8 protein-coding genes are annotated in these 15,308 nt (G+C 57.4%); 7 read left to right on the top strand and 1 reads right to left on the bottom strand.

What is annotated here, in order from left to right:
• Positions 1-524: hypothetical protein (locus IT585_11905; GenBank protein ID MCC6963948.1), on the bottom strand; the 524-nt coding region annotated here is incomplete at its 3' end.
• A gap of 294 nt (positions 525-818) precedes the next feature.
• Between IT585_11905 and IT585_11900 the strand changes: the two genes are divergently transcribed.
• The 7 genes from IT585_11900 (at position 819) to IT585_11870 (ending at position 15,293) form a co-directional block, all read left to right on the top strand.
• Positions 819-2,381, top strand: a complete 1,563-nt coding sequence (locus IT585_11900; protein ID MCC6963947.1) for a Do family serine endopeptidase — start codon at positions 819-821, stop codon at positions 2,379-2,381.
• An 87-nt stretch (positions 2,382-2,468) separates the two neighbouring features.
• Positions 2,469-3,323 (top strand): sigma-70 family RNA polymerase sigma factor, encoded by an 855-nt coding sequence (locus IT585_11895; GenBank protein MCC6963946.1) that lies wholly within the window; start codon positions 2,469-2,471, stop codon positions 3,321-3,323.
• A gap of 658 nt (positions 3,324-3,981) precedes the next feature.
• Positions 3,982-6,552 carry an alpha/beta fold hydrolase gene (locus tag IT585_11890; GenBank protein ID MCC6963945.1) on the top strand — a complete coding sequence of 857 codons (2,571 nt, stop codon included), beginning with the start codon at positions 3,982-3,984 and terminating at the stop codon, positions 6,550-6,552.
• Positions 6,553-6,779: 227 nt separating this feature from the next.
• Positions 6,780-9,398 carry a CotH kinase family protein gene (locus IT585_11885; GenBank protein ID MCC6963944.1) on the top strand — a complete coding sequence of 873 codons (2,619 nt, stop codon included), beginning with the start codon at positions 6,780-6,782 and terminating at the stop codon, positions 9,396-9,398.
• A gap of 188 nt (positions 9,399-9,586) precedes the next feature.
• A complete protein-coding gene (locus IT585_11880; GenBank protein ID MCC6963943.1) occupies positions 9,587-11,452 on the top strand; it encodes a serine hydrolase in 1,866 nt (621 codons plus the stop codon).
• A gap of 1,000 nt (positions 11,453-12,452) precedes the next feature.
• Complete coding sequence (locus tag IT585_11875) at positions 12,453-13,700, top strand: thrombospondin type 3 repeat-containing protein (GenBank protein MCC6963942.1); 1,248 nt, start codon at positions 12,453-12,455, stop codon at positions 13,698-13,700.
• A 273-nt stretch (positions 13,701-13,973) separates the two neighbouring features.
• Positions 13,974-15,293, top strand: coding sequence for a VCBS repeat-containing protein (locus IT585_11870; GenBank protein MCC6963941.1), 1,320 nt, complete (start codon positions 13,974-13,976; stop codon positions 15,291-15,293).
• Positions 15,294-15,308 lie beyond the last annotated feature (15 nt).

Below are 15,308 nucleotides of genomic sequence, written 5' to 3'. Positions count from 1 at the left end.
TCCGAGCGCAGCGGATGCGCCGGATCATCGATCACGAAATTGGCGATCACGATCGCGTGCCCGTCCGGCGTCACGAACAAATCGCGTGCCGCCGTTTGCCGAAACAGTCCGGCCGGGTAGAATGGCTCATCCCAGTCGACGCCGCCGTCGGCAGCTCGAAACTTGTAGACCACAACGGGTGATGTCGTACTCGGGTCATATTGCGCGAGCACATAAACATTTCCCGCTTGGTCAAGCGCCGCCGCAATCGGGATCTTTAGCGCCGGACCGGTTGTCTGATTACCCCAGATCAGAGTAGAGTCCGGGTCGAACTTTTGCACAAAGATCTGGGCATCTTCCGGCGCTTCATGGTAATGCCGGCCTACCACAATAACGTCGCCGACGGCATCGAGCCGGACAAAATAGGGAGCGTCCGCCTCGGCGTACGGAATCGCCCAGGCGGGCTGCCCAGCCGCATGACTGATTGAGGGCAGAAGAACAAATGCCGCCGCTAATAGATATGCAATGAGAGTATGCGCTTTCATATACCAGATATCGGCTAATTCCTCTTCTTGTTCACCGGAGCCAGTGAACTGCTGTATTGTCCCGAGTTTCACTGCTACCGTTGCCCTGTCAATACAATTCTTGCAACGGGTTGTTTTCGAGTGCGTACAAATGTATGACTGTCGTGGAAGGCGCAGCAAGGCGTTTCTTCAGCGGTCTTTTCGATACGCGGCAGCCAAAATTCTTGTTGACAGGACGCTAACCTGTTGAGCGAAAAGACTTGACATTCTGATACGCGATCGGTATAATACTGGTCTGCTGGTTAGGAGGATGGAGTGACGCGCACTCCCTTTTTTTCTGCAATCAGACGCTGGAGCGGTTTAGCCGCTTTTTTAATCATCGGCGTCGTCTTCGGCTTCATTATCTCCAGCAATTCCGATTGGCTTAATCGTGCCGACTCGCAACCCGCAGTCGACGGGCCCCGCCCCGCTGACGGCACCGTTCAATTCGCCCGCTCCACGGCCCCGCGCGAATCCATCTATCCGATCAATTCCGAGGGCCGCTCCCCCTTCGTCGCCGTCGTCGAAAACGTCCGCGACGCCGTCGTTAATATCCGCGCCGAACGCATCGAAAAACTGACTCCCTACCAGCAACGCTGGCTCCGGTTCTGGGGTTACCCGCAGGACGATCCGCGCGAAGTCTCGATGGGTACCGGCTTCTTCTTCCGCGAGGACGGCTATATCCTTACCAATCATCATGTTATTGCCGGCGCCAAAGACATCAGCGTTACCTTGGCCGACTATCGTGAAGTCAAGGCCCGCTTGATTGGCGAAGACCCCGCTACCGACCTGGCCGTCATCAAAATCTCCGGCGAAAGCTACCCGCACATCGATCTCGGCGATTCCGACTCGATCAAGGTCGGCGAATGGGTCGTTGCCATTGGCAATCCCTTCCCCTCGCAAGGACTCGACCGCACCGTGACGGTCGGAGTCGTTTCCGCTAAGGGTCGGCGTGGATTGAATTTCGGAGAAGATTCGCCCGAATTTCAGGACTATATCCAGACCGATGCCGCCATCAATCCCGGCAACTCCGGCGGTCCGCTGGTAGACTTGGGCGGCTACGTCATCGGAATCAACTCCGCTATCGCCACCTCGACCGGCCAGTCTGCCGGTATCGGTTTCGCCATCCCCTCCAACTTGGTCCGGTCAATCTTGCCCGACCTGATGAAGGGGGCCAAAATCGAACGCGGCTGGCTCGGCGTGGTCTTGTCCAACCTCGACCCGGTGATGGCCGAGGCTAACGGCCTTCAAAGCGCACGCGGGGCGTTGATTCGCGAGGTCAAACCCGGCTCGCCGGCCGAACTCGGCGGGCTGAAGGACGGCGATATCGTCACCAAGTTCAATGATCAGCAGATCGACGATATGGACCACTTCCGCTATCTGGTCGCGCAGGCCCGTACCGGCTCGACGGTCAAGATGACCGGTGTGCGCAAGGGCAAGCCGATGACCGCGAATGTCACCCTCGGCGATCGTGAACGCGGTCTCGCCGAGAACTTTCCGGCGCAGGCCCAGCCGCAAAATGTCGGCAGCGAGCGCCCGGCCCAGGCGGATCTCTGGTTCGGTATGGCGGTCGAAACTGCAACCCCCGATCTGGCCGAACAGCATGCCGTCGAATACCGCACCGGCGTCATCGTGACCTACGTCGAACCCGGAAGCCTGGCCGATATCCAGGGCATCACCCCGGGAACGATTTTGATTGAAATTGATCACCAGGATGTGAAAACAAAGGATGATTTCCTGAGTCTAAAGGAGCGGCTGAAAGATCGCACCAAAGCGATCGCGCTCATCGGTTTTGATGTCAGCGGCAACGTCAAATATTTTGCCATCAAACCGAGTTAGTACCGACGTATCTAACCAGCGCTCGTTAACGGGAGGACAGCGGGCGTGAGTGTCACTGTTTAACCATTTAGTGAGGACGGGTTTTTATTGGCGAGACAGTCCAAGAAGTATCGGGATGAAGATCGATCGCTGGATTTGTATCTGCGCGAAATCGGCGAAACCCCGCTGATTAACGCTGATGAGGAAGTGCGCCTGGCGAAAAGAATTCATGAGGGCGACCAGAAAGCTCTGGAAGCCCTGACCAAGGCCAACTTGCGCTTCGTCGTCAGCGTTGCCAAGCAGTATCAAAACCAGGGTCTGTCGCTGGCGGATCTAATCAACGAGGGGAACATCGGACTGATCAAGGCCGCAAAACGGTTCGACTGGACGCGTGGGTTCAAATTCATCTCCTACGCCGTCTGGTGGATCCGGCAGGCGATTCTGCAGGCGCTGGCCGAGCAGTCGCGCATCGTCCGGCTTCCGCTCAACCGCGTGGGCACACTGCACAAAATCGGCAAAGTGTCCTCGTCGCTCGAGCAGGAGTACGGCCGCGAACCGTCGCCCGAGGAAATCGCGAACGAGTTGGAGCTTTCGGAAGCCGAAGTTTCCGACACGCTCAAGATTTCCAATTCGCATCTGTCGCTGGATGCGCCGTTTTCGGTGTCGGAAGACAACAGTCTGATCGACGTGCTCGAAGATGAATTCCAGCCCGCTCCCGATGAAGCGCTCCTCGACCAGTCCCTGCGACTGGAAATCGAGAAAGCGCTCGACACGCTCACGCCACGTGAGGCGGAGGTGATCAATCTGTATTTCGGGCTTAATCATGAAAAGCCGTTAACCCTCGAAGAGATTGGCGCCCGCTTTAATCTCACCCGCGAACGTGTCCGTCAGATCAAAGAGAAAGCGATCCGCCGCTTGCGGCATGCCTCGCGTTCTCGCAGCCTCCGGGCCTATCTGACCTAACATATCGCTAAAGAGTTCGTAATCGAAGCGGCGGTCCCACGACCGCCGTTTTTTATTGTCAATTGGGCGAAGAGGGAGTACCTTCTATGCGATCAATGTCAGTTATTGGGACTGCGCGTTTAGCAAGTCGGCGCGAGAGAACCAAACGAAACCGAACGGGAGATGGTTCATGGCCAATTCTGCGTGTAGTAGGACAATTCTCACTGCCTTGCTGGCACTTACAGTCTTGGGGGGAGCCTCCCGTGGACTCAAAGGTGACTGCTATTCAGGTCAAGGGTGCTTGGAGCAGTTGGACGACTTCGACGGACCGCTAACTCCGAACTGGAGTTGGGTAGATGGGCGAGTTGGCGGAGAAAGTACCGTGAATGGTTCACTGAGAATCTCAGATACTACTTTTCTCTCTTGTACACTGGTAGACGAACCGTACCCCTTTGATTTTGATAGCTGCTATGTTGCTCGATTCGATTTTCCAACGTCCGATCGTCCGGCTACGTTTCATGCGACAATTGTCTTCCCAGACTTGCCTGATGCATCGGGCGCGATAGTACCTAGTCTGTTTTGTGGGCAAGCTGTCCTGGTCGTCGCGGCTTGCGCGGACGGGTCGCGCTCAGTTCTCACTGCAGCTTACCATTACAGAGATCACTATCGGGAGGAGCGGTTGGCATTCTGCGGTAGCGCCGCAGATCAATATGACGAGAACACCGCTCGATTTCTCGTGAGAGCATACAACGACTCGGTGTGGGTCGCTGCGGGTTATCGGGACTTTGCATGCGTCTGTAATTCGGGGGTCTTCAAGGTTCCCGGAGCAAGTGAAGCAAATCCGGTAGTGGCGATTGAATTGACCGGGTATTGCGATGCAGAACGTCTCCCAGACGCTGCACGGAAGATGTATATTGCCAGCACCTATTTCATCCATGGGCCGGTTATTCCTTGGATTCCGGCACCTCAATCAATCACAGTGATCCGTAATGGCACGATCCCCCCCGCGAAAGATCTGAAGATCGATCTAGACATTGATACTTATGAGCATTCCACACCCGGGTGCTACTCCGGGTGGAATTTCAGCCCCTTTGTCTTGGATGCTTGCCTTGACGAAGGCTTAGAGTGGCTCGATGTGTTCCTCGATCCACTTAGCGTAGATGGCACCGACTGGAAAATAACGCTAAACACTTCAGATGTTCCGCTGGGAACGTATCAATCGTCGATCACTGCTTCACTTGGCAACGCCTGTGTGCATGATGCTGCTCTCTCGTCCCAATTCACCTTTCCTATTACACTGAACGTAATTGAGGCGCCTGTCATAACTGAAATCAACGACCCCGGTCAAGGAGACGCGCTACAGGTCAAGTTCACTGGAGTCGCGAACCCATCAGTTACCCAGTACACGGTTGCAGTGTCAACGCGCCCCGGCGACGTTACCTGGATCAAGCGGACATTTGTTTCTGCACAAGGCGCAGTTACGCATACAGCACTTTTGGAAGGGTTGCAACCGAACTTTCCATACTATGTCAAGGTTTTGAACCCGGTTCCATTGGGAAGTTGGGTGTACCCAACGAGCGATACGGCAAACTACGCGTCAACTCCTGTTCTGCTAGTACATGGTATCAATAGTAGTGCAGCTGACGCTTGGAGCGATTTCATACCGTGGCTTTCTGCAAGGCACTTTAACCACATCTGGGCGCCCGATCTGGTTCTACCATCAGGTGCAGAAGGCGAAGTCAATTTTGACTTCAACACGCACGGACTCTCCTTGTATCTGGATGATCGGCTTGCTCAACTATCGCAAAAGACGGGTCTCGTCGCGAATCGCGTCAACATTGTCGCGCACAGCATGGGTGGGTTAGTCTCCCGACGGTTGCTATGGGAGCGACGTACTCTTGATGTTCCAAATCTTATCATGATGGGGACACCAAACGGCGGGGTAGATTGGATTCCTCTTGCCCTTCATCTTTTCGGTGGTCCAATCAAGCTCTTCTCTCCGGCAGTCTATGAGATGTCACCCCCTTACATGGCAGACTTCAACAAATTGGTCAAAAACCGCCCATCAACAAAGTACACTAATGTCGTCGGCGTGGGTGGCAGGGCAGACTACGCTTGTTCAAGCCGACCCAACATCACATGTGAGCCGAGGTATAGAATTGGAACTCAATTCACTAATTGCCCAAACGATGGCACCGTCTCGAAGGCGAGCATGATTGACCCCGCTCAAGGCAGCCAAGAAGCCGAGTACCCCGAACTCGTCTGCCACTCATCTTACATGCATTTTGCACCTATCTTTGATTTCGTCTACGACCGCCTTCGATCAAGCGACTTGGTTCAAGAACCGCCTCTTGCCGCTATACCGACCGAAGCGGTGCTCCCACCCCAGATCACCCACAGCATCTGCGATTCCGTTTCTCAGGGCGCTTCAGTTGCGGACACAATGCAAAGTGAGGGCGGGACACTCACCGTCAGGGTCGTGACAAATGACAGTTCTGCTTATATCTCTATCCAGTCTCCTTCGGGCACAGTATATGACTCTTCTAATGTGGGTTCATTCGGCGATGCCAGTTTTTCTTCTGGGCAAGACGGGACGGCATTCTCGTTTGTTGATGCGCCTACGGGAAACTGGATCGTGCGCATAAGCGCTGTGTACGCCACAATTCCCACAGTCTACTTTTGTTCTGAGGTCTACCAGTCGAACTCTACGACTTGCACCGCAGCAGTAGATTCAGTTTACCGGACTGTCGGTGATTCCGTCACGGTATTCACTGAAGTCCTTGATGGCTCGCTTCCTGTTCCCAATTGTGTCGTGACTGCCCTCCCAATTAGGAATCTCACGGACACACTCGCACTATGCGATCTTTACGATTCGGGCCTCGGGGCCGACATGATTGCTGGAGACGGGATCTACACCGGTCGATTCGAGGCCGCCGCCGACTCGGGCACGATGTTGATCTGGCTCAAAGCACGCGGAACGAACTCCCAAGGAATTCAATTTGAGAGAATAGCGCTGCCCTTTGTGCACTTGCAGTTGGCATACATTTGTGGTGACGCCGACGGCTCGACCGCCGTCTCGATTTCCGACGCTGTCTACCTGATCAACTACATCTTCGCCGGCGGCCCTGCTCCCAATCCGCCTCTGGCCGGCGATGCCGACTGTAGCTCGGCCGTGTCGATCTCCGACGCCGTCTATCTGATCAATTACATCTTCGCCGGGGGCCCCGCCCCCTGCGCCGCCTGCCCGTAGCTCCCGGCAGGGAAGTGGCAACCTCGAATCTCGCCGAAAGAGGAGACGAAAATCTCCTCTTTCTGATTCTCTGGCGAAAATCCTAATGGATATCTTCACTCAATAATTGACTGGTTTTCACGCGCCACAATCGTGAAATTGCACAAGAAAGAACGCTGCCGAGCTGTCCAACGACTATTAGAAGCACTGATCAGTTACGAACTTTTTACCTGCTCTCGGAGCCCGCTATGTCAAAATTCCTGCAACTCATTCTCATCATCCTCGCCCTGTGCCCGCTGGCCGCCAGCCAGGACCTCTATGATGTCTCCGTCATCCATACGGTCCAGATCACGTTTCAGCAGTCCAATTGGGACCACCTTCTCGATAGCCTCTATGCGATCGGCGAAGACCGTCTGCTGGGAAGCTGCACCGTCGACGGCGTCTTCTACGATAGTGTCGGCGTGCGTTACAAGGGCTTTTCCACTTACAGCCCCAGCCGCGTCAAGAACCCCTTCAACATCAAACTCGATTACATCATCGATGACCAGGAGCATCAGGGCTACGGCACTCTCAAGCTCGCCAATGTCTGGTTCGACCCGTCATTCCTGCGCGAAGTGCTCGGCTACGAGATTGCGCGCAAGTACATGGCCGCCGGCCTGGCTGCCTACTCCAACGTCTATGTTAATGGCACCTTGATGGGGCTGTATGTCAACGTGCAGGATGTCGACAAGCTCTTCTGCAATACCCATTTTGGCAGCGGTGGCGGCGCGCGCATCAAGGGCGAGATCGAAGGCCCGCCCATGAGCTGGGTCGTCTGGGGCTACGAGGGCGAGGATTCGACCGCCTACATGGACACCTACGAGCTTGACTCCGATGAGGGCTGGTCCAGCTTCATCGACTTTCTCGACACGCTCAACAACCATACCGCCGATGTCGCGCAGGTGTTCGATGTCGACCGCCACTTGTGGATGCTGGCTTACGACAACCTGCTGGTCAACCTCGATGCGCCGATCAATTTCGGCCACAACTACTATCTCTATCGCGACGACGCCCGGCAGTTCAATCCGATCATATGGGACTTGAACATGAATTTCGGCGGCTACAACTCCCTGATCGGCGGTTCCAGCCTGACTGTCACCCAGATGCAGCAGCTCACCCCGTTCCTGAACGAGACCAATCCCAATTACCCGATCGTCAACAAGTTTCTACCTAATACCACCTATCGCAAGCAGTACATCGCGCACATGAAGACGATGATCGCCGAGAACTTCGCCAACGGCTGGTACCAGACCCGTGGCGTCGAACTGCAGAATATCATCGCCTCCGCCGTGCAGGCCGATCCCAACAAGTTCTCGTCCTATTCCAGTTTCTTGGCCAATCTCAATTCCCAGGTCGGCCCGGCCCCCGGCATCGTGCAATTGATGAACGCCCGCGCCTCCTATCTCACCAACCACTCGGCGTTTCAGGCGGCCGGTCCGACGATTTCAGCCGTTACCCACTCGCCGGCCGTGGTTCCCTTTGGTGGAACGGTCGCGATTACGGCCACCATGGCAAACGCAACCTCCGTGTTGTTGGCGTACCGCGACAATCCGGTCTATCCCTTCACCAAGACTGCCATGCTTGACGACGGCGCCCACAACGATGGCGCCGCCGGCGACGGCGTCTACGGCATTTCTGTCGCTGTCGCCAACTCCGATCTGCATTACTACATCTACGGCGAAAACGCGAGTGCGGCCTCGTTCCTGCCGCCACGCGCAGAATTCGAAGATTCGCTGATCACAGTAATCGCACCTGCTGGCACCGGCATTGTGGTCAACGAATTCCAGGCCGATAACGCGACGACGATCACCGATCAAGACGGCGAATACGAGGACTGGATCGAGCTGTACAACACTACTGCAGCGCCGATCGCACTCGGCGGATTCCACCTTTCCGACAAGCTCGACAATTTCGGCAAGTGGACCTTCCCCGATACCACGATCGCGGCCCACGGCTATCTGACGATCTGGGCTGATGAGGACGGCACGCAGGTCGGGCTGCATGCCAACTTCAAGCTCTCCGCCTCCGGCGAGGCAATCGTCTTCTCGAATCCCGACCTCACCGTCATCGACTCGCTCAGCTTCGGCGCGCAGGTTACCGACAGCAGCTTCTCACGCTGTCCGAATGGTACCGGTCCCTTCGGCACCACCGCGCCTTCCTTCGGCGTCGCCAACGCCTGCCCGGCCGGCTATACCTTCGTCGTCGTCAATGAAATTCAAGCCGACAATGCCACGACAATTACCGATCAGGACGGCGAATACGAGGATTGGATCGAATTGTACAACACCAGCTCATCATCGGTCTCGCTCGCTGGCTGCTACCTGTCCGACAAAACCGACAATGTCACGAAATGGGCGCTGTCCGATACGACCATCGCCGCCAACGGTTACTTGGTAATCTGGGCTGATGAAGACGGTGCGCAGGTCGGCCTGCATGCCAATTTCAAGCTTTCCGCATCGGGGGAGGCGGTTGTCTTCACTGCGCCGGACACGACCGTGCTCCAGTCAGTGGTCTTCGGCGCGCAAACGACCGACAAGACCTTTTCCCGTTGCCCGAACGGCACCGGATCGTTCAGCGAGACTGATCCTTCCTTTGCCGCTGCCAACGACTGCTCAACCTATCTTTGTGGCGATGCCGACGGCTCGACCGCCGTCTCGATTTCCGACGCTGTCTACCTGATCAACTACATCTTCGCCGGCGGCCCTGCTCCCAATCCGCTTCTGGCAGGCGATGCCGACTGCAGCTCGGCCGTGTCGATTTCCGACGGCGTCTATCTGATCAATTACATCTTCGCCGGCGGTCCGGCCCCTTGCGCCGCCTGTCCGTAGCATGTAGTCAAAGTTTTAAGCCCCTTCCGGAGGGGAGACCTTGCGTCTCCCCTTATCTTTTTCAAAACTACCTCAACTATTATCGAACAAAAACTCCATTCTTCCGTCAATTATCCCAGACGACATTCTCACCGTCAAATCAGTGTTCGCTTCACCGCCAGAGACGAATCTCGCTGGAGGAATGCCCGTTGCATCCGCCCTTCCGCCTTGTTGCCGTTGCCATCATTGTCACAACCGTGCCAATCTCGCCTCTGTTATCGAGCGTCGCGGCTCAGACGGCAATCGACACCGACCGATTCCACCAATCGATTGCCGAATCTCCCCCGCGAAACTCAACTGCATACGTCAGTCTTGATTCCTTCATCGTCGCCACCATGGCGCAAACTCACATTGCCGGACTCTCCGCCTGCATCGTCCGTGACGGCGCTATCGCCTGGTCCGGTGCCTTCGGCTACTCCTACGTCGATGCCGGGATTCCCGTCACCGACTCGACACTCTTCATGCTCGCTTCGGTATCCAAGACTGTGACCGGTCTGGCACTCATGCAGCTCTGGGAAAACGGCAACTTCGATCTCGACGACAACATCAACGACTACCTGCCGATTCAGATCATTAATCCGAACCATCCGTCCACGCCGATTACCTTTCGCCAGCTCTTGACGCACACGTCGAGTCTCAACGACAACTGGGACGTGATGTTCTCGACCTATGTCTACGGCGACACCCCCATCCCGCTCGATCAATACGTCGCCGCATACTTTGTTCCCGGCGGTAGCTACTACGACCCGGTCGCCAACTTCAACTCCTGGGCGCCCGGCACCGTCCACGAATACTGCAATCACGGCTTTGTCCTGATCGGCTACCTGGTGCAGGTCATCTCCGGTGTTCCTTTTGCCCAGTACTGCCAGGATTCGATCTTTGCGCCGCTACAAATGAACAACTCCTCCTGGTTTTTGGCCGGCCTCGATACCATCAACGTCGCCATGCCTTATCACTGGAATGGCAGCTATCAAGCTCTGGGACAATTCGGCTACGCCGACTATCCGGCTGGGACACTGCGTTCCAGCGCCCCGCAGCTGGCGCGCTTCCTTCTGGCGCATTTGCAGCACGGTATGGTCGACTCCGTCGTTGTCGCTGATTCCGCCACCATCGATACGATTACCACCATTCATTTTCCGACCATCGCCGCCTCGCAGGGTCTCACTTGGTTTCACAGCAACTTCGGCGGTCAATGGGTTTGGGAACATGGCGGCGGCGACCAGGGCGTCTGTACGCGCGTCGGCTTCTGCCCGGCCAAACAAACCGCCATTGTCGTCCTCACCAACAGCGAGGCTTTCGGCGGTGTCAGCAGTATCGTCAGCCGTCTCTGGACTGAGGCTAACAGCGCCGGCGATCTCGACATCGACGGCATCGCCGATTCGCTGGACAACTGCCCGGCCAATCCTAATCCCGCACAGACCGACACCGACGGCGACAGCTGGGGCGACGCCTGCGACAATTGCCCCGTCATTGCCAATCTCGATCAAGCCGACGAAAACGGCGACGGCATCGGCGATCGCTGTGACGGCAACCTGCATATCGTCGGAGGGACCTTGCCGCCCGGCTATCTTGATCAGTTCTATTCCTATCGCTTCACGGCCTTCGGCGGGACCGAGCCCCTGCACTGGAGCTTCTTCGGCGGCGATCTGCCCTTTGGTTGCGACTTCGTCGGCGACACCGTCGGCATCATTGCCGGAACGCCGTCCTACAGTGCAACCTTCTATTTCACCCTGACCTGTATCGATTCCAACAATCCCGCCCGCGCCGATACCATGAGCTTCAGCTTGTCGATCGTCGATCCCCCAGATCTCTGCGGCGATGCCGACGGCTCGACCTCGATTTCCATTTCCGACGCTGTCTATCTGGTCAACTATATCTTCGCCGGTGGCCCGGCGCCCAGTCCGCTGCTGGCCGGCGATACCGACTGCAGCAGCGCGATCTCGATCTCCGACGCGGTCTACCTGATCAACTACATCTTCGCCGGCGGTCCGACGCCTTGCGCCGCGTGCCCATGATCCTGCGACCCCACATTTGGAGGGCAATTTGCCTCCCCCGTCGGTTGCCAGGCGCGGCGATTGCGGTTCCTCAGAATTGTCGATTTGCCTTGTTGACAACTGCCAATAGTTGCTTATCGTTAACACGTATCCGCACATCGTACTTCCTGCGAAAGGGAATGATATGCCTCGTTGCTTACGCCTCATTGCTCTCAGCCTGATCTTAACGATTGTCCTTGGTCAGTTCGCTCTGGCCGCCGATCTCGCCCGCGCCGTCCACTTCGATATTCCCGACCACATTGCCGAAAGGCAATTTGGCAAACTACCGCCCTCACAACTCTCGCGGTCCGATTCGCTGGCCCTGCGTGACTACCGCTTCACCGCGGATACCCTCAAGGTGCTCGTTATTCTCGTCGAATGGAACGATCGCCCCGGCACCTACCCGGCGCCGGTGTTCGACAGCCTCTGGTTCGCCGACTCCGGCTTTGCGATCGGCTCCGTGCGTGAGTACTACCGTGAGGTCTCCTACGGCAATGTGCACATCGCCGGCCAGATCGTCGGCTGGGTCAACGGCGGCAACTATACCGCCAATTACAATTTCGAAAACCTGCTGCCGCAGCTCAATGCGACCGTCGACTTTTCGCAGTTCGACGGCAACAATGACGGCATCGTCGACGCCGTTGTTTTCTTGCGCAGCGGCAACGGCCAGGAGGATTCCGGCAATTTCGATGACATCTGGTCCTTCGCGCGATCATACGCCCCCGGTGCCGGGCCCGGACCGTTCGACGGTAAACGCGTCTCGTACTGGAATACTTCTCCTGAAACGCGCCCCCTGCGCGATCCTGACAATCCGCCGCAGTTCCTCGGACTCGACTCGCTCAACTACATCCGCGTCTTCGTCCACGAACTCGCGCACAACATCGGCTTGCCCGACCTTTACGACTACGACGCCAAACTGGAGGTGCCGACCTTCTATACCCCGAACGATGACAACGACCACCCGGTCTACGACTGGTGCGTCATGGGCTACGGCGGCTATGGAATCCTCTCGATCAAGTCCCGGATTCCGTCGCACCACTCCGGCTGGTGCCGCAAGGAAGCCGGCTGGAATACCCCAACATCGCTGTCCGGCGGGGAATACAACCTCGTGCTCAACAGCATCGAGACGACACCGGTCAATTCACTCTACAAACTGGTGATCGATGACTCCCGCGGCGAGTACTTCCTGCTCGAATTCCGCGACCCGCAGTCAACTGCGCGTTACGACAAACTCGACTCCGACTTCTCGTGCTACTTCTGGCCCGACTTGACCTTCGCCTGCGATCCGCTCGATCGCGGCTTGATTATTACGCACGTTCATGACTCCCTCGGCGCCCCATACTGGCGCATCAACTCCGGGACTCCGGTCTATCCGCACTATACGGTGGCAATCGAGGATGCCGGCTACAACCCGGCTCACGGCGTAACCACCAATCCGGAAGGGCATGCCACCGATTCCGCCCAGTGGTGGTATCCCTACGAATCGCGCAAGGGTGCCGCTTTCTCCGCCGACGTCGCCGGTCAAAACCTCTTCAGCCCGACCACCACGCCCAACAGTGACGGCTACTACGGCCCGACCGGCATCACCATCCGCGTCGATTCCATCGCCGCCGGCCAATTGTACGCTTACGTCATCTATGACAGCGATGGTGACGGTGCTGCCAATAACACCGACAATTGCCCCGGCCTGGCCAACCCGGCTCAATCCGATGGCGACTCTGACGGTCGCGGCGACGCTTGCGACAACTGTCCCACCGTGGCCAATGCCGACCAGGCCGACCTCGACAGCGACGGCAGCGGCGATCTGTGCGACTCGTGCACCGACAGCGATGGTGACGGCTTCGGCAACCCCGGCTTCCCGTTGAACACTTGTCCGCTGGATCATTGCCCGAACCTGCCCACCGCCACGAATTCGGATCAGGATGCCGACGGCTACGGGGACCCCTGTGATAATTGTCCGATGATGGCCAATGCCGACCAGGCCGACGCTGACTCCGACGGTATTGGCGATGTCTGTGATTATCTCTGTGGCGACGCCGATCGCTCCGGAGCGGTGAACATTTCCGATGCCGTGTATTTGATCAATTTCATCTTCGCCGGTGGTCCGACGCCGAATCCGCTCCTGGCCGGTGATGCCGACTGCAGCGGCGCGCTTAGCATCTCCGACGCCGTCTACTTGATCAACTACGTCTTCGCCGGCGGCCCCGCGCCCTGCGCCGCCTGCCCGTAGCCGGCTGGACCTGGTCTGATCGCAGTCCTCGCTGAATCGGCGAACGACACCTCTTCCGCCCGCGTAGTCGTGCCTTGACTCGCCGCTAACGTTGCTTATATTAGAGACGTTTCTCGCGGGAATCTCAACCCGCGGACTTTTCGCGACAGATCATTTCCACCACAATTCAGGGTCGGGCGCGCTCACCTTCCCTGCCCCGCCTGATTGGTGCTGCATGATGACCCGTCGCGAGCAACCGTACTTCCGAGAATCCTCTTGCGGAAAGGAATCTTTATGCGCCTGTTCATGATGCTGCTGCTGGCCGGTCTCACCTTCCTCGTGACGGCATCGGCATCGGCTGCGACCGACTCGATCGCCTTCAATCCGGCCCTGAATTATGGTGCGGGTGATTACCCGATCTCGATCGCCGCTGCCGATTTCGATCTCGACGGCAAAATCGACCTGGCTACGGCCAACCTCCTCGCTGATAATCTTTCCGTCTTGCTGAATTCCGGCGGAGGTGTCTTCCCGTCATTTACGAATTTCGCTGCCGGCGGACGGCCGCGATGGCTCGTCTCGGCGCGACTCAATAACGACGCGCTGCCGGAACTTGCGGTCTGCAACGAAAGTCCGGCGCAGATCAACGTCCTGGACAACCTCGGCGCCGGTGCATTTGCTGTCCCGACTCCCTACGCCGTCACCGGCATCGGCACGATCGCCCTCTACGCCGCCGACGTCAACGGCGATAACGCGATTGACTTGGTCACCACCAGCACCGTCTCGAATCTGGTTGTCGTCTGCCTCAATGACGGCAGCGGCGGTTTCGCGCCGGGCGTCGGTTATGCCACTCCGTCCGGGCCCTTCGGCGTCTTTGTCGGCAAGCTTGATGGCGACTCCGATCTCGATATTGCCATTACCAACTTCACCCCGGACAACATTTCCGTCTTTATGAATAACGGTGACGGCACCTTTGCCCCCCGCACCGACTATGCTGTCGGCGATGGTCCCTGGGCGCTCGACGGCGGCGATTTTGATCTCGACGGCGACCTCGATCTGGCGGTCGCCTGTGCCAACATTAACCAGGTCGTCCTCATGGCCAATTCCGGTGGCGCGTTCAGCGTCGACAGCACCTACAGCGTCGGCGTCGGCCCCAAATGTATCCGCGCCGCTGACCTGGACGGCGACCTGGACCTCGATCTCCTGACTGCCAACGAAGGATCGGATAACGCCACCGTCCTCGAGAATACCGGCGGGGTCTTCTCAGTTGCGGCAACTTTGGCCGCCGGCGACGGCCCGCGGGGCATCTGTGCCGTCGATCTCGACAACAATCGCTCCCTTGACATTGCGGTCGCCAATTCGTTTTCTGACAATGTCTCGGTCTTCCTGAATGCCGTGCCCGCGCCGTATCTCTGCGGCGATGCCGACGGCTCCGGTGCCGTCACGATTTCCGATGTAGTCTACTTGATTGCCTACATCTTCTCCGGCGGTCCGGCGCCGATTCCGCTGCTGGCCGGCGATGCCGACTGCAGCGCTGCCGTCAACATCTCTGACGCCGTTTACCTGATCAACTATATCTTCTCTGCTGGCCTGGCGCCCTGCGCCGCCTGCCCGTGAGGTGTGATGAAACTT

It is taken from the genome of Candidatus Zixiibacteriota bacterium, from assembly GCA_020853795.1.
GTDB lineage: Bacteria > Zixibacteria > MSB-5A5 > CAIYYT01 > CAIYYT01 > JADJGC01.
The sequence above is the reverse complement of the archived record's forward strand: the minus strand, read 5'-3'. Positions and strand labels throughout refer to the sequence as shown.